General features: G+C 73.2%; 18 protein-coding genes and 1 tRNA gene. 8 read left to right on the plus strand and 11 right to left on the minus strand.

Annotation, left to right across the window (positions count from 1 at the left end; all coding sequences use genetic code 11):
• Nucleotides 1-157: 157 nt before the first annotated feature.
• From ACGFNF_RS00005 to ACGFNF_RS00015, 3 genes are all read right to left on the minus strand, one after another.
• Nucleotides 158-1315, minus strand: a complete 1158-nt coding sequence (locus tag ACGFNF_RS00005; protein WP_357580973.1) for a branched-chain amino acid ABC transporter substrate-binding protein — start codon at nt 1313-1315, stop codon at nt 158-160.
• A gap of 259 nt (nt 1316-1574) precedes the next feature.
• The gene (locus tag ACGFNF_RS00010) at nt 1575-2747 is read right to left on the minus strand and encodes a hypothetical protein (RefSeq protein WP_393164710.1); all 1173 of its coding nucleotides are present in this window, start codon (nt 2745-2747) and stop codon (nt 1575-1577) included.
• An 81-nt stretch (nt 2748-2828) separates the two neighbouring features.
• The gene (locus ACGFNF_RS00015; protein ID WP_151457121.1) at nt 2829-3449 is read right to left on the minus strand and encodes an ANTAR domain-containing response regulator; all 621 of its coding nucleotides are present in this window, start codon (nt 3447-3449) and stop codon (nt 2829-2831) included.
• Between the two features lie 81 nt (nt 3450-3530).
• Here ACGFNF_RS00015 and ACGFNF_RS00020 point away from each other — a divergent pair.
• Together ACGFNF_RS00020 and ACGFNF_RS00025 are read left to right on the plus strand one after the other, a co-directional pair.
• A tRNA-Leu gene (locus tag ACGFNF_RS00020) sits at nt 3531-3613 on the plus strand.
• 32 nt (nt 3614-3645) lie between these two features.
• Nucleotides 3646-4395: a transcriptional regulator gene (locus ACGFNF_RS00025; RefSeq protein ID WP_393164712.1), complete on the plus strand. Its 750-nt coding sequence runs from the start codon at nt 3646-3648 to the stop codon at nt 4393-4395.
• A gap of 256 nt (nt 4396-4651) precedes the next feature.
• Here the strand turns inward: ACGFNF_RS00025 and ACGFNF_RS00030 are convergent, their stop codons facing one another.
• Nucleotides 4652-5830 (minus strand): PLP-dependent transferase, encoded by a 1179-nt coding sequence (locus ACGFNF_RS00030; RefSeq protein WP_311413598.1) that lies wholly within the window; start codon nt 5828-5830, stop codon nt 4652-4654.
• Between the two features lie 83 nt (nt 5831-5913).
• On the opposite strand from ACGFNF_RS00030, the gene ACGFNF_RS00035 reads away from it, so the two are divergent.
• Entirely contained in the window at nt 5914-6393 is a 480-nt protein-coding gene (locus ACGFNF_RS00035) for an Lrp/AsnC family transcriptional regulator (RefSeq protein ID WP_132236429.1), read from the plus strand.
• A gap of 83 nt (nt 6394-6476) precedes the next feature.
• Nucleotides 6477-7487 (plus strand): LLM class flavin-dependent oxidoreductase, encoded by a 1011-nt coding sequence (locus tag ACGFNF_RS00040; RefSeq protein WP_393165300.1) that lies wholly within the window; start codon nt 6477-6479, stop codon nt 7485-7487.
• 217 nt (nt 7488-7704) lie between these two features.
• On the opposite strand, the gene ACGFNF_RS00045 is transcribed toward ACGFNF_RS00040, so the two are convergent.
• The gene (locus tag ACGFNF_RS00045) at nt 7705-9981 is read right to left on the minus strand and encodes a cellulose binding domain-containing protein (protein WP_393164714.1); all 2277 of its coding nucleotides are present in this window, start codon (nt 9979-9981) and stop codon (nt 7705-7707) included.
• 340 nt (nt 9982-10321) lie between these two features.
• Between ACGFNF_RS00045 and ACGFNF_RS00050 the strand changes: the two genes are divergently transcribed.
• Nucleotides 10322-11755, plus strand: a complete 1434-nt coding sequence (locus ACGFNF_RS00050) for a pyridoxal-dependent decarboxylase (protein WP_393164716.1) — start codon at nt 10322-10324, stop codon at nt 11753-11755.
• 272 nt (nt 11756-12027) lie between these two features.
• Here ACGFNF_RS00050 and ACGFNF_RS00055 read toward each other — a convergent pair whose 3' ends face one another.
• The 5 genes from ACGFNF_RS00055 to ACGFNF_RS00075 form a co-directional block, all read right to left on the minus strand.
• Nucleotides 12028-13107: a sulfite exporter TauE/SafE family protein gene (locus tag ACGFNF_RS00055; RefSeq protein WP_393165302.1), complete on the minus strand. Its 1080-nt coding sequence runs from the start codon at nt 13105-13107 to the stop codon at nt 12028-12030.
• A gap of 318 nt (nt 13108-13425) precedes the next feature.
• Nucleotides 13426-13896, minus strand: a complete 471-nt coding sequence (locus ACGFNF_RS00060) for an Rrf2 family transcriptional regulator (protein ID WP_357577705.1) — start codon at nt 13894-13896, stop codon at nt 13426-13428.
• A 230-nt stretch (nt 13897-14126) separates the two neighbouring features.
• Complete coding sequence (locus ACGFNF_RS00065; RefSeq protein ID WP_132236419.1) at nt 14127-15011, minus strand: acyl-CoA thioesterase II; 885 nt, start codon at nt 15009-15011, stop codon at nt 14127-14129.
• Entirely contained in the window at nt 15008-16456 is a 1449-nt protein-coding gene (gene pyk / locus ACGFNF_RS00070; RefSeq protein WP_311413603.1) for a pyruvate kinase, read from the minus strand. The genes ACGFNF_RS00065 and pyk overlap by 4 nt, the downstream gene beginning before the upstream one ends.
• Before the next feature lie 185 nt (nt 16457-16641).
• Complete coding sequence (locus ACGFNF_RS00075) at nt 16642-17019, minus strand: DUF4267 domain-containing protein (protein ID WP_357577704.1); 378 nt, start codon at nt 17017-17019, stop codon at nt 16642-16644.
• Nucleotides 17020-17128: 109 nt separating this feature from the next.
• Between ACGFNF_RS00075 and ACGFNF_RS00080 the strand changes: the two genes are divergently transcribed.
• Entirely contained in the window at nt 17129-17707 is a 579-nt protein-coding gene (locus ACGFNF_RS00080) for a TetR/AcrR family transcriptional regulator (protein WP_393164719.1), read from the plus strand.
• 55 nt (nt 17708-17762) lie between these two features.
• Here the strand turns inward: ACGFNF_RS00080 and ACGFNF_RS00085 are convergent, their stop codons facing one another.
• Nucleotides 17763-18128 (minus strand): YciI family protein, encoded by a 366-nt coding sequence (locus ACGFNF_RS00085; protein WP_151456957.1) that lies wholly within the window; start codon nt 18126-18128, stop codon nt 17763-17765.
• 296 nt (nt 18129-18424) lie between these two features.
• On the opposite strand from ACGFNF_RS00085, the gene ACGFNF_RS00090 reads away from it, so the two are divergent.
• Entirely contained in the window at nt 18425-19051 is a 627-nt protein-coding gene (locus ACGFNF_RS00090; RefSeq protein ID WP_393164721.1) for a hypothetical protein, read from the plus strand.
• Nucleotides 19052-19158: 107 nt separating this feature from the next.
• Nucleotides 19159-20031, plus strand: a complete 873-nt coding sequence (locus tag ACGFNF_RS00095; protein ID WP_393164723.1) for an aldo/keto reductase — start codon at nt 19159-19161, stop codon at nt 20029-20031.
• Nucleotides 20032-20042: the final 11 nt, after the last annotated feature.

A 20042-nucleotide genomic window follows, 5' to 3' on the forward strand; every position in this document is an offset into this window, starting at 1 on the left:
GTGGTGGGTTTTTCGCCCAAATTTTGTAACCTGGGGGGAGATATTAAAAATTCGCCAACCCCCAGCGGGCGGTCGATAAAATCGGGGGCGCGCGGGGGCCCCCCCCCCCCCCCCCCCGCCCGCGATCACCACTCAATCGCCGTTGCAGCGACCGACGTCAGGACTTGGGGATCTCCTGGTCCGGAACGACCTTGCCGTCCTTGACCTTGAAGGCCCAGACCTTGACCTGCGCCGGGTCGAGCTCGCCGCCCTCGACGAACTTGTAGCTCGCCGCGACGCCCTCGCCGCTGTAGCCCTTCACGAACTCCAGCAGGCCCTCACGGGTGGTCTTGCCCGCCTTGATGCCGGCCAGCAGGATGTTCGCCGCGTCGTAGGCCGTGTCGCTGTAGGTGCCCGGGTCGGTGCCGTTGAGCGCCTTGTACTCCTCGATGAAGGTGCCGCGCGCCTCGGCGGCCGGCTGGCACGGGCAGGTGAGGATGGTGCCCTCGGCCGCCGCCGCACCCGCGGAGGTGATGTACGCAGCGTCGTTCACGCCGTCACCGGCGATCATCGGAGCGGTGACCCCGGCAGCGGTGAGCTGCTTGCGGATCAGGCCGGCCTCCTGGTAGTAGCCGCCGTAGAAGACCGCCTTGACGTTGGCGGCCTTGACCTTGGTGACCACGGCCGAGAACTCGACCTGCTTGCCGTCGCCCTGGACCTTGTCCGAGCCGACGACCGCGGGGCCGAGCAGCTTCTTGACCTCGTCGGCCAGGCCGGCGCCGTACGCGGACTGGTCGTCGATGACGTAGACCTTGTCGGCCTTCAGCACGTTCTTGATGTAGTTGCCGGCACCCGGGCCCTGGCTCAGGTCGTTGCCGACCGCGCGGAAGAACGTCTTCCAGTTCTGCTTCGCGAGCGTCGGGTTGGTGGCCGACGGAGTGATGGTCACCAGACCGGCCTCGTTGAAGAGCGGACCGGCGGCCTCCGACTCACCCGAGTAGGCCGGGCCGACGATGCCGAGGATCTTGGTGTCGTCGATGGCCTTCTGGGCCAGCTGCGGGGCCTGGTCCGGGCTGCCCTGCGAGTCCAGGGGAACCAGCTCGACCTTGCAGTCGGCGTTCTCCTTGTTGTACTTGTCGACCGCCAGCTTGACGCCGTTGTTCTCGTTGATGCCGAGCGCCGCCGACGGGCCGGTCAGCGCGCCGAAGAACGCGATCTTGTTGCCGCAGGCGTCGCCACCGGACGCCGCGTCGTCGCTACTGGAGCATGCCGTGCCGCCGGCGACGAGCGCCAGCATGGCGACCCCACCGATAACGCGCGCGAGCTTCTGCCTCAAGGCCCGAACCCTCCTCCATCCAATGGTCCGAACCACCCGCTGCCGATTGGCCCTTGCGGGGGCGGACGAACCAGACCGTCGTCGCCGGTCTGGGGCCGGACGCTATCCCACCTTTGAGCTGTGACGAAAGCCCCAGGGGAGCGGGTTGACCGAACCGTTACACGGCGTGGCGGGTTCGAAACGATCGCTGTAAGAACCGTCGGCGGCGAAAGGCCTTCGCCTTCGTTTCATCGGTAACGGGTCGATCTTCGTCCACCCTTTACCGATCGATGGCCGGTAACCCGACTGACCAGGCGCGGGACGCCTCCCCGTCGTCAGACACCAACACCAGTCGATCACCCTGCGACGCGACCGCCACGGCCGTGTTCCCACCATCCGACACAGGGGCCGGCATGTCCATCAGTCGCCACGAATCCCCCGCATCGGCGGAAAGCCACAGTCCGTGACCACCGCCGTCCCCCGTCACCGCGACCAGCTCCCGCCCGGCCGGCACCAGGGCGTCGACCGTGGACACCCCCGGGCCGGGCGCGCCGAACCCGCCGGCCCGCCGCCACTCGTCGCCCACCAGCCGCCAGGTCGCGAACCCGTCACGCACCGGGCCGACGGCCACCACCGCACCGTCGACCGAGGCCACCCGCTGCGCCTGACCCCGCCCGTCCGGCACCGGCAGCGCCATCCGCCGCCAGGCCCGCCCGTCGGCCGAGCTCCAGGCCAGGGGCGTCAGCGCCGTCGTGCCGGGCGGCAGCACCGCGCCCACCACCCACCAACCCGACGGCACGGCCACCGCGTCGTACGCGACCGTCCGGCCCCGCCCGTCACCGGCGAGTTCCGCGACGCCCTCCCGGATCGCGAAGCGCTCGCCGTCCGACGACGTCCAGACCGCCGCCCCGTCGACCCGCGCCCCCGCGATCAGCCACCCGGCCGGGCCCGCCGCCAGCCGCGCCACGCTCACCGCGCGCGGGCCCGCGTACAGCTCGAAGGGCGCCGGCGCCTCCCGGAGCTGCCCGCCCGGCGACTGCGACCAGGTGCCCGTGCGCGGGTTGCCGTGCGCGCCGCCGTTCTTCGCCCCGAGCGCCGCCAGCCGGCCGTCGCGGCACCCGGCCGCGTAGAGCACGTGCTGGCGGCCGTAGTGGCTCGACGGCGAGACCGGCAGCGCCGTCCACGACACGCCGTCGGTGCTGCGCCAGGCCGCCGGCCGGGTCTCCCCCGCCGCGTCGGCCAGCCCGCCGACCACGTACCACGTGCCGGCGCAGGCCACGGCGTCGCGCAGCAGCGGCCGGCCGGGGGCGCCCGGCGGCGCCGGCAGGGTCAGCGGCTGCCACCGCGGGCGCAGCGGCTCGGCCCCGACCGCGGGCTCCGCCGGGGCCCGGTCGCAGCCGGCCGGCAGCAGCGCGAGAACACCGAGCACCGCCACCAGCCGTCGGGTCCGCATGGATCAGATGTTATCGATCAACCCGTCCCCCGAGGAGCCCCCTGAGCGCTCCCCGGCGTGTCGCGTCGCCCCGGCGGCACCTCAGGACGCGGGCTGGGCGACCTCGCCGCCGGCGGTCTCGGCGAGGATCCGCTCGGCGACCTCCTTCATGGTCATCCGGTGGTCCATCGCCGTGCGTTGGATCCACTTGAACGCCTGCGGCTCGGTCATCCCGTACGTCGTCATCAGCGCGCCCTTGGCGCGCTCGACCGTCTTGCGGATCTCCAGCCGGTCGGTCAGCCCCGCGACCTCCGCCTCCAGGGCGGCGATCTCCGAGTAACGCGACAGCGCGATCTCCACCGCCGGCACCAGGTCGCTCTTCTGGAAGGGCTTCACGAGGTACGCCATCGCGCCGGCCGCCCGGGCGCGCTCCACCAGGTCACGCTGGCTGAACGCGGTCAGGATGATCACCGGGGCGATCCGGGCGCCCGCGATCCGCTCGGCGGCGGCCAGCCCGTCCATGATCGGCATCTTGATGTCGAGGATGACCAGATCCGGCTTGAGCTCCTCGGCGAGCCGGACGGCGGTCTCGCCGTCACCGGCCTCCCCGACGACCTCGTAGCCCTCCTCGACGAGCATCTCGGCCAGGTCCAGCCGGATCAGCGCCTCGTCCTCGGCGATCAGAACGCGCCTGCGCTCGACGTCCGTCTGCATCTCGGCCACGAGCCACTCCCACCATCGTTCTCGGCACGGCTACCACCCATGCTCCCGCACGAGCGTAGTCGGGTACAGTAAGCCGCACTCGCCGGGATGGTGGAACGGCATACACGGAAGTCTCAAACACTTCTGCCCGAGAGGGCTTGCGGGTTCGAATCCCGCTCCCGGCACACCTGTCATACACCTGTTCGATGATGCGTGGGTGCACCCACCTGAGATGCGGGCCCGAGCCCGCGCGCTCCGCGCTCGCGGCAGCAACATCCGGTCGGTCGCCCGGGACCTGTCCCTGCCCTACAGCACCATCTGGCACTGGTGCGTGGACCGACCCGAGCCGGTCATGGTCGGCACCGCCGCCCGCTGCTTCCGCTGTTCCCCCGATGTCGACAATCCGACTGACCCGACGGCCTATCCCTACCTGCTGGGCCTCTATCTGGGGGACGGCCACCTGGTCACCACCGACCGGGTTCCCGTCCTGCGCATCTACTGCGCCGACGCATGGCCTGATCTCATCGACGCCTGCGATGTCGCGATGAAGGCGGTGCTCGCCAACAAGGTCCAGCGGATCCAGAAGCAGGGCTGCGTGGCGGTCCAGAGCACCGGCAAGCACTGGCCGTGCCTGTTCCCGCAGCACGGTCCCGGCAAGAAGCACGACCGTCAGATCGTCCTCGCCGACTGGCAGCGGGAGATCCTCACGGCGCGACCCGGCGATTTCCTGCGGGGCCTGCTCCACTCCGACGGGTGCCGCGTCAGCAACCGGGTGACGACGCGCGGCAGGAGCTACGTCTACCCCCGCTACATGTTCGTCAACGAGTCGGCCGACATCATGGGCCTCTGCCAGTGGGCGCTGGACCTGCTCGGCATCGCCTGGCGGATGAACCGCCGTGACTCCCTCTCCGTGGCGCGCCGGGACGCCGTCGCCGCCCTCGATCGCCACGTCGGCCCGAAGTCCTGACCGTGCCGCCCGGTCGACTCCCACGAGTGGAACGCCACGGGTGTCACCGGGGCCCGTTGACACCCGTGGCGTTCCACCCCCGTGCGCCACGACGCCCGCGGCGGGGCGACTCGCGGCGACGGGGGGCGACCGACTCGCGGCAGCGAGGGCAGGCGACAGCGCTGGTCCGGTCAGCCGAGTACAGCAAGGGCCGGTCGACGGCGTCGGTGCGGGACAGCCGAGTTCGGCGAGGGCGGGGCGACGACGACGGCGCTGGTCAGCCGAGTTCGGCGAGGGCCTGGGCCAGGTCCGCGCGCAGGTCCTCGGCGTCCTCCAGGCCGACGGAGACGCGCAGCAGGCCTCCGCACGGCTTGGCCTCCCCCTCGACGGGGCGGTGGGTCAGCGAGGCCGGGTGCTGGATGAGGGTGTCGACGCCGCCGAGCGAGACCGCGTGGGTGATCAGCCGGCAGGCGTTCGCGACGGCGGCCGCGGCGGGCGCGCCGCCGCGTACCTCGAAGGCGAGGAGGCTGCCGGGGCCGCTCATCTGCCGTCCGACGAGCCCGGCGGGGTCGTGCAGCGACGGGTGGTGCACCTGCGCGACGGCGGGGTGGGCGGCGAGCCAGGCGGCGAGCTTCTCGGCGCCGGCCTGCTGGGCACGCACCCGCACCGGCAGGGTCTGCAGGCCGCGGTGCAGCAGGTACGCGCCGAGGGGGTGCAGGATCGCGCCGGTGAGCGCGCGGACCTGGCGCAGCCGGGCGGCCCAGTCGGCGTCGCAGGCGACCACGCCGGCGAGGACGTCGCCGTGCCCGCCGATGCTCTTGGTGGCGCTGTGCAGCACCAGCGTGGCGCCGTGCCGGGTGGGCTGCTGGAGCACGGGGGTGGCGACGGTGTTGTCGACGAGCAGCGGCACGTCGCCGGCGGCGCGGGCGAGGGCGGCGATGTCGACCAGGTCGAGGGTGGGGTTGGCCGGGGTCTCGGCGATCACCAGGGCGGTGTCGGGGCGGACGGCGGCGGCGACCTCGTCGGGGCGGGCCCAGGTGACGGTGGTGCCGAGCAGGCCGGTGGCGAGCACGTGGTCGGTGCCGCCGTAGAGGGGGCGGACGGCGACGAGGTGCCGCCTGCCGTCCCGGGTGGCGGCGAGCAGGGTGGCGGTGAGGGCGGCCATGCCGCTGGCGAAGGCGACGGCGTCGGTGGTGTCCTCGAGGTCGGCGAGGGCGGTCTCGAAGCGGGCCACGGTGGGGTTCCACAGGCGCTGGTAGACGGCGCTGCCGCCGGCGGGGAGGGTGCCTCCGGTGGCGAGGGCCTCGTACGCGTCGCCGCCGGCGTCGACGGACGGCAGCGGGTTGGTGGTGGAGAAGTCGATCGGCGGCACGTGGACGCCGAGGGCGGCGAGGTCGTCGCGGCCGGCGTGCACGGCTCTGGTGTCCACGGTCGTCATGCTGGAAGGATCGAACATAGCGCCAACGGGCGGCAATAGTTCCGAACATGATTCGGTAATTGCCCTTGGAGGCGCGGGCTGGTTCGATGGAAGATGCCTCCATGCCCCTTGCTACGAATGATGTGCGGCGGTTCGCCGACCTGGACGACACCGACCGCGCGATCCTGTCGGAGCTGGCCGCCGACGGCCGCCTGCCGAACAACGCCCTCGCCGAGCGGGTCGGGGTGGCCCCCTCGACGTGCCTGACCCGCACCCGCGCCCTGCGGGAGCGCGGGGCGATCCGCGGGTTCCACGCGGAGGTCGATCCGGCGGCGGTGGGGCTGCCGTTGCAGGCGCTGGTGTCGGTGCGGCTGACCGCGCACGAGCGGGCGGCGGTGGACGCGTTCCGGGCCCGGTCGGTGCGGCTGCCGGGGGTGGTGGCGGTGTTCCACGTGGCAGGCGCGGAGGACTACGTGCTGCACGTGCGGGCGGCCTCGGCGGACGCCCTGCGGGACTTCGTGCTGGACCACCTGGCCGTGGACCCGGCGGTGCAGCACACCCAGACGAGCCTGATCTTCGAGCAGGCCCGCGGCATGGGCTGAACGCGCGCTGCGGGCCCGCGACAGGCGCGTGAGCCGGATCGCCCCGGGGAACAAACCCGAGGTGGGACGGGTTGGCCACCCTTGTGATCAACGTACCGCTGTCTGTTCTCGATCTTGCCCCGGTCGCTGCCGGCGCCACCGCCGGCGCGGCGCTGCGGCACACCACCGAGCTGGCCCGGCGCACGGAGGAACTCGGGTACCGCCGGTTCTGGGTGGCCGAGCACCACAACATGCCGGCGATCGCGAGTTCCGCGCCGGCGGTGCTGCTCGCGCACCTGGCGGCGCACACGTCGACGATCCGGCTGGGCTCGGGCGGGGTGATGCTGCCCAACCACGCGCCGCTGGTGGTGGCCGAGCAGTTCGGCACCCTCGAAGCGCTGCACCCGGGCCGCATCGACCTGGGCATCGGCCGCGCCCCCGGCACCGACCAGGTGACCGCGCTGGCGCTGCGCCGGACGATGGAGGGGCTGTCGGCGGAGGGCTTCCCACGGGAGCTGTCGGACCTGATGAACTACTTCAGCGGCGAGCGGCCGGGGCCGATCACGGCCACCCCGGGCCTCGGCGAGCAGCCGGCCGTCTGGCTGCTCGGCTCCAGCGGGTTCAGCGCCCAGCTGGCCGGGCTGCTGGGCCTGCCGTTCTCCTTCGCGCACCACTTCAGCGCGCAGAACACGGTGCCCGCGCTGGCGCTGTACCGGCAGCACTTCCGGCCGTCGAGGTGGCTGGAGAAGCCGTACGCGATGGTGGCCGTCAACGCGGTCTGCGCGGACACCGACGAGCGGGCGGAGTGGCTGGCGGGGCCGGCGGCGCTGTCGTTCCTGCGGCTGCGCTCGGGGCGGCCCGAGCCCCTGTCGACGCCCGACGAGGCGGCGGCGTACCCGTACACGGAGGCCGAGCGCGAGTTCGTGCGGCAGCGCCGCGACGGGCAGGCGACGGGCTCCCCGGAGACGGTACGGCGGCAGCTCGGCGAGCTGCTGGCGCGCACCGGCGCGGACGAGCTGATGCTGACCACGCTGGTGTACGACGTGGCCGACCGGGTGCGCTCGTACGAGCTGATCGCCGAGCACGTGGCCGGTGGCCTGCGCCGCGAGGGCTGAAACACGATCTTCACGTCGGCGTCACCGGGGCGACGCGTGGCCCGCCTAGTTTTGACCTCGGTGGTGGTACGGCATTCCCGGTCGGGACGGGTCGGGGATGCCGCGGTGTGGGGCACCGGGCCGGAGCTGTGCGGATTCCGCGGCTGCGGCCCGGTGCCTTTTCCGTCCCGCGACCGGCCGACCGTGCGCCCCGAGGCACCGCCGACCGGTCGCCGGTTCACCGCAGGTAGACGTTGGGCGTGGGCGGGGCGGCCATGCCGTCGCCGAGGAAGAAGCCCGGGTGCGGGGGCTGGTTGTAGGCGGTGTTCTGCCAGGCGACCGCCACCCGGTACTGCGGGTCGTGCATGAGCGTGTGGATCCGGGTGCCGGTGGGCGTGGGCGTGCTGTAGATCCGCAGGGCGCGGCTGTCGCTGGTGCGCCAGACGACCTCCTCCCGCCAGTCGCCGAACAGGTCGGCGGAGAGCGCCGGGGTGGACTTGGTGCCGTTGTTCGTCGCCACGCCGCTGGCGGTCAGCAGGCGGGTGTCGCCCCCGGTGCCGTACTTGTCGATGCGGGTGCCGTCGAGCAACTCCCGCACGGGGTCGCCGTCCCACCAGGCGAGGAAGTTCGCCGAGGACGGCCGGCGCCCGACGACGGCCCCGGTGGCGCTGTAGAGGTCGCCCATGTGGGTGCCGGCGCCCCAGAACTCGGCGCCGGGGCTGCCGGCGTGGATGTCGGCGGCGACGCCCCGGCCGGGGCCCTCGACTCCCCCGTTGTTCGGCCGCTGCCAGACGACCTGACCGGTGCGGGCGTCGTGCAGGTCGGCCGCCGGCTGGTTGCCGGACTCGTGGATGGTGAAGACCTCCAGGCCGGCGCGGCCGGGGACGAGGTCGCCGACGTGCAGGGCGTCGCCGTGGCCGAAGCCGGTGGCGTACATCAGGCGGCCGTCGTCGTTGATGGTGGCCGACCCGTACACGATCTCCTGGCGGCCGTCCGCGTCGACGTCGGCGACGGAGAGGTTGTGGTTGCCCTGGCCGTAGGCGGCGCCGTTGCCCGAGGCGTTGGAGTCGAAGGTCCACCGCTTGCGCAGGGTGCCGTCGCGGAAGTCCCAGGCCGCCACGACCGCCCGGGTGTAGTAGCCGCGGGCCATCACCAGGGAGGGGCGCTGCCCGTCGAGGTGGGCGGTGGCGGCGAGGAAGCGGTCGACCCGGTTGCCGTAGTTGTCGCCCCAGGAGGAGACGGTGCCCCGCGGCGGGTCGTAGCTGACGGTGGAGAGGACCGCGCCGGTGCGGCCGTCGAACATGGTCAGGTACTCGGGGCCGGCGAGGACGTACCCGCTGGAGTTGCGGTGGTCGGCGGTGGCGGAGCCGATCACCTGGCCGGTGCCGGAGCGGGTGCCGTCGGCGGTCTTCATGGCCACCTCGGCGCGGCCGTCGCCGTCGTAGTCGTACACCTGGAACTGGGTGTAGTGGGCCCCGGCCCGGATGTTGCGGCCCAGGTCGACGCGCCACAGCCGGGTGCCGGTGAGGGTGTACGCGTCGACGTACACGTTGCCGGTGTAGCCGGACTGGGAGTTGTCCTTGGCGTTGGACGGCTCCCACTTGACCACGAACTCGTAGTCCCCGTCGCCGTCGAGGTCGCCCACGGAGGCGTCGCTCGCGGAGTACGTGTAGCTCTCGCCGCTCGGCGTGCTCGCGCCCGCCGGCACCTGCAACGGCACGTCGAGGTAGCCGGCGGGGAACCGGAGCGCGGCTGCGGAGGCGGCCTGTTCGGTGCCGCCGACGACGGCGCGCACGGTGTAGGTCGCGTCGGCCGCCGCGCCGTTGTCGAGGTAGTTGGTCGCCCCGGTGATCGGGCTGCCGTTGACCCTGGTCGCGCCGCGGTAGAGGTTGAAGGCCACCCCGGTCGTCTCGGTGCCGAGCAGCCGCCAGGAGACCAGGTTGCCGCTGCCGGAGCGGACGCTGACCAGTCCCCGGTCGAGGTCCTCCATCTGCACCGCCCCGGCCGGCGGCGGGGTGGTCGGCGGCGGCGTGGTGGGTGGCGGGGTCGTGGGCGGCGGGGTGCTCGGCGGCGGCGGGGTGGTCGGGCCGCTGGTGGGCGCGGCGCCGGTGCAGACGGTGCCGTTGAGGGCGAAGCTGGTCGGCGCCGGGTTGCTGCCGTCCCAGGAGCCGGTGAAGCCGAACGCGGCACTGGCGCCGGTGGCGATCACCGCGTTGTAGTCGACGTTGCGGGCGGTCACCTGGGCGCCGGACTGGTCGACGACGGCGCTCCACGCCTGGGTGACCCGCTGGCCGGCGGTGTACGACCAGGTGAGGGCCCAGCCGTCCACCGGGTCGCCCAGGTTGGTGACGGTGACGTCGGCGCCGAAGCCGCCGGGCCACTGGTTGGTGATCCGGTGCTCGACGCGGCAGCCGGCGGCGGCAGCCGAGGCGGTGAGGGTCGGGAGCGTACCGGCGGCGAGTGCGGCCGCGGCGGCCGCGGCGAGCAGCACGACGCGGCGGTGGGTGACGGGCATGGGGAGTGGCCTCCGGGGAGGTTGGGCGCGCGGCGACCGTCGCCGTCGGCCTGCCCGGGCCGGCGGGAGGACACGCCGCGCTTGCGGCGGTGGTCCGATGCCGTCGGTGCGGCGTCGGTGTCGACGCCGCCGCTCCGGTGTCGGCACCCCGGCGCCGGCAGTGCGGCGTCGGTGCTCCGGCGGGCGGCGTCGAGGGGTGGCTCCGCGCACCTGCGATGCTAGGGCAAGCGCTTTCAGCGGACAATCCGTCCTCCCGCCGCCCTGCTCCGGGTGTCCCCCGTGGCGGGGGGCACCAGGCACTTCCCTTGCCCCCGGCCCGGATTCTTGATCGACTCAGGGCGTGGCTGAGCACATGACCCCGGACGAGTTCCGACGCGCCGGGCACGCCGTGGTGGACTGGATCGCCGACTACTGGGCGACGCTGGAGCGGCGTCCGGTGACCTCGCAGGACCCGCCCGGGACGGTGGCCGCCCGGCTGCCCGTCGGCCCGCCCGAGCACGGCGAGCCGGTGGAGGCCGTCCTGGCCGACCTGGACACCTTGATCACGCCGGGGCTGACGCACTGGCAGCACCCGGGCTTCTTCGGCTACTTCCCGGCCAACACCTCGGGACCCAGCGTGCTCGGCGACCTGGTCAGCGCCGGGCTGGGCGTGCAGGGGATGCTCTGGGCGACCGGGCCGGCGTGCACCGAACTGGAGACGGTGCTGCTGGACTGGCTCGCCGACCTGCTGGACCTGCCGAAGCGGTTCCGCTCCGGCTCCGGCGGCGGCGGGGTGATCCAGGACTCGGCGTCCTCGGCGACGCTGGTGGCGACCCTGGTCGCGCTGCACCGCGCCGGCGGCGGCCGGTGGCGGGAGGTCGGCGTCGACCGCCGCTACCGCGCCTACGCCTCCACCCAGGGCCACTCGTCCATCGAGAAGGCCGCCCGGATCGCCGGGCTGGGCGCCGACGGCGTACGGCCGGTCGAGGTCGACCCGGAGACGCAGGCGATGTCCCCGGCGGCGCTGCGCGCGGCGATCGAGGCGGACCTGGCGGCCGGCGTGGTCCCGGCGATCGTGGTGGCCACCGTCGGCACCACCTCCACGACCGCGATCGACCCGCTGCCGCAGATCGGCGCGATCTGCGCCGAGTACGGGGTCTTCCTGCACGTCGACGCCGCGTACGCGGGAGCGGCGGCGGTCTGCCCGGAGCTGCGGTTCGGGCACGCCGGCCTGGAGTACGCCGACTCGTACTGCTTCGACCCGCACAAGTGGCTGCTCACCGGCTTCGACTGCGACGCGTTCTGGGTGGCCGACACGGCGGAGCTGATCGAGGCGCTGAGCGTGCTGCCTGAGTACCTGCGCAACGCCGCCACCGAGTCCGGCGCGGTGATCGACTACCGGGACTGGCAGGTGCCGCTGGGCCGCCGGTTCCGGGCGCTGAAGCTCTGGTTCGTGCTGCGCTGGTACGGCGCCGAGGGGCTGCGCGCGCACATCCGCTCCGGCGTGGCGCTCGCCGCCCGGTTCGCCGACCGGGTCCGCGCCGACGACCGGTTCACGCTTGTGGGGGCGCACCCGTACTCGCTGGTGTGCTTCCGGCTGGCGGCGGACGACGAGGTCAACGCGGAGCTGCTGGCCCGGGTCAACGCCACGGGCCGGGTGCACCTGACGCACACCCGGGTGAACGGCCGCTACACGCTGCGCCTGGCCGTCGGCTCCCCGCAGAGCACCGAGGTCCACGTCGACGAGGCGTGGACCCTCCTCACCGACGCCGCGACGGCCCTCCTCCCCCGCTGACCGCCCGCTGCGGGGGCGGGTGCCGGTGCCGGTGCGGGTGCGGGTGCGGGCGGCGGCCGGTTGGCGGCGCTGGCCGATCGCGCTAACGGCACGGCTGCGCTAACCTGCTGCGCCGGCCGTGCTGCCGGGGCGGGTGCGGGGCGGCTAGAGATCTTGGTAGGAATCGGCCCCTGGAGGGGCACGTTTCTACCAAGATCTACACGACACGACACGACACGACACGACACGACACGATGCGATGCGGGGCAGGGCGGGCGGCGTCGGGGCGGGGGTCAGCGGTTGTTGAGCGAGGGGACCGCCGCCGAGGTCGGCAGCGGGTCCCCGGCCGGGGCAGCCGTCGCGGGGACAGCCATCGGGAGACGGTCCCCAGCCGGGGCAGCCGCCGGGGACTCCGTCGAGGGGGCGTCGGCCGAGAACGGGCGCTCGGTCGCCGGGATCGGGGCGTCGGCCGCGAGGGCGGTGGCGGCGAGGGCGGTGGCGGCGACGGCGCGCTGGCGGCGGGTGCGCAGCAGTGCCCGCACGGCCAGTGCCAGGGCGGCGGCCCAGGCGACGGCCAGCAGCGCGTAGACGGCCGGCCGGGCCGGGCCGCCGAGGTCGGCCGAGCGCATCAGCGTACGGGCGTTGGTCAGCACGATGACGCCGCCGATAGTCGCGCCGAGCAGTTGGGCGGGGACGATGCGCACCAGCCAGGCCGCGATCGGGGCGGCGATCAAACCGCCGACGAGCAGCGCGGCCACCATGGGCAGCAGGAAGCCCTCGGAGCCGAGGCCGATCAGGAAGCCGAGGCTGGCGGCGCCGGCGACCACGAACTCGGACGTGTCGACCGAGCCGATCACCTTGCGCGGCTCCATCCGCCCGCTGACCAGCAGGGCCGGCGTGGCGACCGGGCCCCACCCGCCGCCGCCGGTGGCGTCGACGAAGCCGGCGACCAGGCCGAGCGGGCCGAGGAAGCGGCTGCGCAGTTGGCCGCCGCGCCGGTCGGTGCGCAGCGGCCGGGAGAAGCGCACCAGCAGGTACGCGCCGAGGGTGAACAGGATGCCGGCCATCCACGGGGCGGCCGACTCGGTGGAGATCGAGCTGAGGAAGGTCGCGCCGGCGAACGCGCCCACGGCGCCGGGGAAGGCGATCCGGCCGACCACCCGCCAGTCGACGTTGCCGAACCGCCAGTGCGACACCCCGGCGGCGAGCGTGGTGCCGATCTCGGCCAGGTGCACGGACGCCGACGCGGCGGCCGGCGCCACCCCGACGAGCAGCAGCAACGTGGAGGAGGTCAGCCCGTACGCCATGCCGAGCGCGCCGTCGACGAGTTGCGCGGCGAGCCCGACCAGCGCGAGGACCAGCAGCTTGCGCACGAGCGCCCCCTGACTTTTCGGCATCTCCTATCGACTTGGTCGACAATGCGGCACGGGGCGGGCCCCGGTCAAGCCTCCAACCGGTCAGTGAGACGACAGACGCCGCCCGGCCGGGGCGGCGACGAGCACGATGCGGAGCGTAGAGGAGCACGAGGCGGAGCGGAGAGGAGTCCGGCGGGGATGCGGCACCAGGCCAGGCCCGGGACTACGCCGGACCGCGAGGCCCTCAGGCGCCGGACCAGGTGAGGCTCGGCTCCCGGGGCGCACCGGAACTGCGGAACGAGTCCGGCGACGAGCGCGATCCGGAAGCGGTGCGGGTCAGGTCCAGGCGCGGGGGTCGGCGGCCAGTTCGACGACCCGACCCGGCAGGGTGCCGCCGGCCACGTCGGCGATGGTGACCAGTTCCAGGATCTCGCGCTCGCTGGCCCGCAGGGCGATCCAGACCTCCTGGAGGGCGCGTGCCGCCCCGTGGTAGCCGAGTTCCTCGGGCCGCTGTCCGCGTACGTGCGCGAGCGGGCCGTCGATCACCCGGATCACCTCGGCCAGCGAGATCTCCCCGGCCGGTCGCGCCAGCCAGTAGCCGCCCTCCGGGCCGCGCTGGGCCTGCACGATGCCGCCCCGGCGCAGTTGCAGCAGGATGCTCTCCAGGAACTTCGGCGGGATCTCCTGGGCGCGGGCGATCTGGTCGGCGGTCACGGGCCGGCTTCGCCCGGGCCCGGCGTCGGCGGTCACCGAGGCGAGCTCGGCGACCGCGCGGAGGGCGTAGTCGACCCGGGCGGAGAGGCGCATACGGCAAGGTTAGTCGCCTGACCGACCCGCCCGGACGATCACCCCTCGACCGATCGGCCAGTGGCGATGCGCCGGCGGCGTCGGAGACGACCCTGGTGGCGAACCCGACGGGACCGGGCCGCGCCACGACGGCCAGCACCCGACGGGACCGGGCCGCGCCACGACGGCGGGCCGCGCCACGATGGCCAGCAGCGGCCCGAGGCCGGCCACCGCACCCCGCCGTCGGACGGTCAGTCGCCGACGCGGCGCAGCAGCCCCTCCTGCACGGCGCTGGCGATGTGGTGCCCGTCGGTGGTGAACATGCGGCCGGTGGCGAGCCCCCGGGCGCCGGAGGCCGACGGGCTCCAGCAGTCGTAGAGGAACCACTCGTCGGCGCGGAACGGCCGGTGGAACCAGAGCGCGTGGTCGAGGCTGGCCCCGACCACGCCGCCTGGGCCCCAGACCTCGCCGTGCACGGAGAGCACCGAGTCGAGCAGCGTCAGGTCGGAGGCGTACGTCAGCGCGCAGGCGTGCAGCAGCGGATCCTCGGGCAGCTTGCCGTCGATGCGCATCCAGACCCGCTGGTGGGGGTCTGCGGGGCGGTCGCCGGGGCGTACCCAGCCGGGCTCGCCGACGTAGCGGACGTCGATCGGGCGCGGGATCTGCGCCCAGATGCCGAGCCGCTCCGGGTAGCGGGCGAGCCGGTCGGCCATCGTCGGGACCTCGTCCGGCCCCGGCACGTCGGGCGGGGTGGGGGCCTGGTGGTCCAGGCCCTCCTCCGTCCGCTGGAACGACGCCGACATGAAGAAGATCGGCTTGTCGTGCTGGAGCGCCACCGAGCGGCGCACCGAGAAGGAGCGGCCGTCGCGGACGTTCTCCACCTCGTAGACGATCGGCTCGGCCGGGTCGCCGGGCCGCACGAAGTAGCCGTGCAGGGAGTGCACGAAGCGGGCCGGGTCGACGGTGCGTCCGGCGGCGACCAGCGCCTGGCCGGCGACCTGGCCGCCGTACACCCGCTGGGGACCGACCGGGGGGCTCATCCCCCGGAAGGTCATCCCGCCGGTGTGCTCCAGGTCGAGCACCTCCAGGAGCTGGTCGACCGCGGCCTGCCCGACCGCGACGTCCGCGTCGCTCACTGCAAGGCCCGCGCCGACGCCGCGTCGACCAGCGATCCGAGCTGGTGTACGCGCAGCGTGTTGGTCGAGCCGGGGGTGCCGGGCGGGCTACCGGCGACGATCACCACGTAGTCGCCGGGGTTGGCCCGGTCGAGCCCGAGCAGCGCCTGGTCGACCTGGCGGAACATGTCGTCGGTGTGCTCGACGAACGGCATCAGGAACGTCTCGACGCCCCAGGAGAGGGCGAGCTGGTTGCGCACCTCGGGCACCGGGGTGAACGCGAGCAGCGGCAGGTCGCAGTGCAGCCGGGACAGCCGCCGCACGGTGTCGCCGGTCTGCGAGAAGGCGACCAGGGCCTTCGCGCCGATGGCCCGGGAGATCGAGGAGGCGGCGACGGTCAGCGCGCCACCGTGCGTACGGGGGTCGTGCTGGAGGCGCGGCACGCCGATCGAGCCGGACTCGGTGGTGGTGACGATCTTCGCCATGGTGCTGACGGTGAGCACCGGGTACTTGCCGACGCTGGTCTCGCCGGAGAGCATCACCGCGTCCGCGCCGTCGAGCACGGCGTTGGCCACGTCGGAGGCCTCGGCGCGGGTCGGCCGGGAGTTCTCGATCATGGAGTCGAGCATCTGGGTGGCCACGATGACCGGCTTGGCGTTCTCCCGGCAGAGCTGCACGGCGCGCTTCTGCACCAGCGGCACCTGGTCGAGCGGCAACTCCACGCCAAGGTCGCCGCGGGCGACCATGACGCCGTCGAAGGCCAGCACGATCTGCTCCAGGCAGTCGACCGCCTCGGGCTTCTCCACCTTGGCCAGCACCGGCCGGTGCACGCCCTCCTCGGCCATGATGCCGTGCACCAGCTTGATGTCGTCCGCCGAGCGGACGAAGGAGAGCGCGATCAGGTCGACGCCCAGGCCGAGGGCGAAACGCAGGTCCTCGGCGTCCTTGTCGGACATCGCCGGCACGCTGACCGCCACGTTCGGCAGCGAGACGCCCTTGTTGTTGGAGACCGGGCCGCCCTCGGTGACCAGGCAGCGGATGTCGTTGCCGGTGACGTCGGTGACCTCGACGGCGACCCGGCCGTCGTCGATCAGCAGCCGGTCGCCGGGCTTGACCTCCTGCGGAAGCTTGCGGTAGGTGCAGGAGACCCGTTCCTTGGTGCCGAGCACGTCGTCACCGGTGATGACGACCGAGTCGCCGGTGCGCCACTCGTGCGGGCCGTCGGCGAACCGGCCGAGCCGGATCTTCGGGCCCTGGAGGTCGGCGAGCACGGCCACGGGCCGGCCGGCCGCTTCCGCGGCCTCGCGGACCAGCCGGTACACCGCCTCGTGATCCTCGTGGCTGCCGTGGCTGAAGTTGAGTCTCGCCACGTTCATGCCGGCCTCGACGAGGCCCCGGATGCGCTCCGGCGACGAGGTGGCAGGACCAAGAGTGCAAACGATCTTCGCGCGGCGTGTCACGCCCATCAGGCTAGTCTCTCCTCCGGGTCTGGCTGTGGGCCGACCCCTTGCGGACTGCGGAACATTGTCCAACGACGCGCGTCACGCGCGCAGCCGGCGGGCGGAACCCACGCCGGAACGTTGAGGCGGCGGGCATCGGCGACCGCGCGCGGGGAATCGTACGCCCCCGGCGCGAACGGACGTCCAGGCGGTTACGCGACGAGCAGGAGCACGCTGATCGCCAACATCACCAGGGCGGTGGCGCCGTGGACGCCGTAGACCGCAGCCTTGGGCCCGTTGCTGCGCAGCACGATCAACGCGTCGCCCACGGGGATGCAGGTGGCGGCCAGCATGAACCAGCCCAGCAGGTGGGGTGACCCGTTGGCCACCAGGATGAAGATGAAGAGCCCGCAGGCCATGTCGCGTACGGCTTTGACGGTCAGCCACGCCTGGAAGCTGCGGTCCTCGGTCGGGGTGCCGGGAATGCCGAAGCCAACTGCGGCCTGCGGCGCCCGGAAGGCGAGTGCGCCCATGAAGATGACGCCCACGCCGATCAGTCCGGCGAGCGCGGTGGCGACGTTGGAAAGCATGGTGAAGTCCTCTCGGTAACAGCGCCTACCGAAAATCTAGCGACGCTAGTTCTCGTGTCGAAGATAGCGCTATCTTCGACAGAATGTCTAGCGCTGTTAGGATGACGTCATGTCTGCCTCCGAGAAGCGCCGTGACCGAGAACGCGCCCAACGTCATCAGCTGATCATCACCGCGGCTCGAGAACTCGCCGAGGCCGAGGGATGGGAGGCGATGACGACGCGACGGCTCGCCGAGCGTGTCGAGTACAGCCAGCCCGTGCTCTACAGCCATTTCAGCGGCAAGGACGCCATCGTCCGGGCTGTCGCGATCGACGGCTTCGGCGAGCTCGCCGCCGACCTGCGCCGGGCGCGACTGGCCAGCCCCGAGCCACCGCAGACCCTGCGCGCCGTCTGCCGCGCCTACCTGGAGTTCGCCGCCCAGCGACCCGCCCTCTACCAGGCAATGTTCGTCATGCCGACCGACGTGAAGTTCGCGCACGCCGAGACACCGCCCCCGCTGCGCGCGGCCTTCGACGAATTCGTCAGCTGCTACCGCCCGGACAACACGCAACGCGAACTGGCCGCCGAGGTCATCTGGAGTGCGGTGCACGGCATCGCCACCCTGTCGGGCAGCGGCCGTATCCCCCCGGACAGCCAGGAGGAGCGACTCGATTTCCTCGTCAACCAGCTCGCCGACACCTCCGGCTGACCGGCCGCACGCCACACGTGGGATACAGGACGGCCGAGTCTCAGAGCCAAGCCCCTCAGCTCTGCGTCTTGACCAGCGGGAATTCCAGCGAGCCCTCCGGGCAGAGGAAGGTCAGCACGTCCACCCGGTAGAGCCCCGCCTGGACGGCCGGGTCGGCCTCCATCACGCTGCGCACGTCGTCCACGGAGCCGGTGCGGGCCAGGCCGAAGCCGATCGGCGGGTCCGGTTCGCGGGCCGGGCCGTCCACCGAGCCGGCGACCAGGATGATCCCCCGCCGTTGCAGGGCCTGCATGTGCGCCAGGTGCTCGGCCTGCAACCGCTGCACCGTCTCCGCCGGCAGCGCCCGCCCGGCCGCGCCGGGATACAGCACGATGCATTCGTACGTGTCGAGCGCGAAGTCGACCTGCGGCACTCCCGTCATGGCGCTCCCCTCCCGCGTCGCGCCGCACGCGGCGACGTGCGCTCGGTCGACCGGCGGGGCGTACGCCCGTGGTCGACGTCGAGCCGGCACGGCCCAGCGTCGCACGGGCAGCCGGCCGGCACGGGTGCTCCGGGCAACTTCGCCGGCCGCCCGGCACGATTGCGGCCCACTCGCGCCGTTTCCGCAGCCCAGCGGGCGCGGCGGGCAAGGCGCCGGCGGCTTGGGGGCAGGACGCGGGCGGCGCACACGGAACGCGGCGGCCGGGCGCTGTCCGACCCCCGTCCTACGCTGCAGGCGTGGGCACGAGCTACCAGACGATCCTGGCCGTGGGCGAGCTGACGGAGATTCGCAGGGTGCTGACCGACGTCGGCACCGAGGCGTACGTGACGCGGGTCGGCGAGCGCCGCTGGGCGGTCGTCCCGCGCGAGGAGGAGGAGAGCGGCTACGCCGAGGTCGACGACCTGGCGCAGCTGATCACCCTGCTCACGCGCGAGCCGGCGGTCACCTTCGACGTCTTCGACTCCAGCGTCATGACCGCCACCCTGCATGTCGACGGCCGGGAGACGCACCGTTACCTCTCCGACCGGGGCTGGGTGACGGAATACTGGGACGACGACGACAACGAGGTCCTCGCCGGCTTCGACGGCACGATCCATCCGCTCGACGCCCCGCCGCCGCCCGGCCCGAGCGGGGACGACCCGGCCGTGTTCGCGCCGCTGGGGGTCGGCGCGGTCGACGTCGCCGCGCTCGGCGCGGCCCTGCGCGGGGAGGTGCCGCTCGACGACGCGCCCCGGCTGTTCGCCGAGTGCCAGCACGTGGCGATCCTCGACGCGCTGGGGCTGGACCCGTGCCCGCTGACCCGGCCCTTCCGGCACACCCACCTCGATCACCTGCCAGCCCCGGTGCACGTGCGGCCCGGGTGATCCCGGTCTCGATCCGCCCCGGCGGTGGTGCGGGCGATGATCGGCGGGAAAGCCTCTCGGTGGTGGGATCGACCGCCGGAGACGGACGACAGGATGGGAATCCACGCATGACGAATGACGCCGGCAAGCAGCCCGCGAAGGCCTCGGGGACGTACCGGATCGGGGGCGACCTCCAGGTCGACCGGCTCGGCTACGGGGCGATGCAGCTCACCGGCCCCGGTGTGTGGGGCGACCCGAAGGACCCGGCCGAGGCCGTGCGGGTGCTGCGCCGGGCGTACGAGCTGGGCGTGACGTTCATCGACACGGCCGACTCCTACGGGCCCTTCGTCAGCGAGCTGCTCATCCGGGAGGCCCTGCACCCGTACGCCGACGACCTGGTCATCGCGACCAAGGCCGGCCTGACCCGCTCCGGCCCAAGCGACTGGCGTCCGGTGGGGCGCCCGGAGTACCTGCGCCAGCAGTGCGAGCTGAGCCTGCGGCACCTCGGCCTGGAGGCGATCGGGCTCTACCAGCTGCACCGGATCGACCCGCAGGTGCCGCTCGCCGACCAGCTCGGGGAGCTGGCGTTGCTCAAGCAGGAGGGCAAGATCCGGCACATCGGCCTGTCCGAGGTGACCGTCGAGCAGATCGAGGCGGCCCGCGCCGTCACCCCGATCGTCTCGGTGCAGAACCTCTACAACCTGGCGGACCGCAGCGCGGAGGCCGTCCTGGAGCACTGCGAGCGCAACGACCTCGCGTTCATCCCCTGGTTCCCGATCGCCACCGGCAACCTGGCGCGGCCGGGCGGTCCGCTGGACGCGATCAGCACCGGGCACGGCGCGACGCCCGCCCAGCTCGCGCTCGCCTGGCTGCTGCGCCGGTCACCGGTGATGCTGCCGATCCCGGGCACGTCGTCGGTGGCGCACCTGGAGGAGAACGTGGCCGCCGCCGAGGTGCGGCTGACCGACGACGAGTACGCGGCCCTCGCCGAGGCCGCCTGACGACGTGGCAG

This window comes from Micromonospora sp. NPDC048868 (genome assembly GCF_043198195.1).
Classification (GTDB): Bacteria; Actinomycetota; Actinomycetes; order Mycobacteriales; family Micromonosporaceae; genus Micromonospora; species Micromonospora reichwaldensis.

What these genes read in the sequence shown, in the direction of transcription:
- ACGFNF_RS00075 (WP_357577704.1), bottom strand. Translation starts at nt 17,019, where the DNA reads ATGCTTTCCAACGTCGCCACCGCGCTCGCCGGACTGATCGGCGTGGGC.
- ACGFNF_RS00060 (WP_357577705.1), bottom strand. Translation starts at nt 13,896, where the DNA reads ATGCGCCTCTCCGCCCGGGTCGACTACGCCCTCCGCGCGGTCGCCGAG.
- ACGFNF_RS00010 (WP_393164710.1), bottom strand. Translation starts at nt 2,747, where the DNA reads ATGCGGACCCGACGGCTGGTGGCGGTGCTCGGTGTTCTCGCGCTGCTG.
- pyk (WP_311413603.1), bottom strand. Translation starts at nt 16,456, where the DNA reads ATGGGCGTGACACGCCGCGCGAAGATCGTTTGCACTCTTGGTCCTGCC.
- ACGFNF_RS00080 (WP_393164719.1), top strand. Translation starts at nt 17,129, where the DNA reads ATGTCTGCCTCCGAGAAGCGCCGTGACCGAGAACGCGCCCAACGTCAT.
- ACGFNF_RS00085 (WP_151456957.1), bottom strand. Translation starts at nt 18,128, where the DNA reads ATGACGGGAGTGCCGCAGGTCGACTTCGCGCTCGACACGTACGAATGC.
- ACGFNF_RS00045 (WP_393164714.1), bottom strand. Translation starts at nt 9,981, where the DNA reads ATGCCCGTCACCCACCGCCGCGTCGTGCTGCTCGCCGCGGCCGCCGCG.
- ACGFNF_RS00095 (WP_393164723.1), top strand. Translation starts at nt 19,159, where the DNA reads ATGACGAATGACGCCGGCAAGCAGCCCGCGAAGGCCTCGGGGACGTAC.
- ACGFNF_RS00035 (WP_132236429.1), top strand. Translation starts at nt 5,914, where the DNA reads ATGCCCCTTGCTACGAATGATGTGCGGCGGTTCGCCGACCTGGACGAC.
- ACGFNF_RS00030 (WP_311413598.1), bottom strand. Translation starts at nt 5,830, where the DNA reads ATGTTCGATCCTTCCAGCATGACGACCGTGGACACCAGAGCCGTGCAC.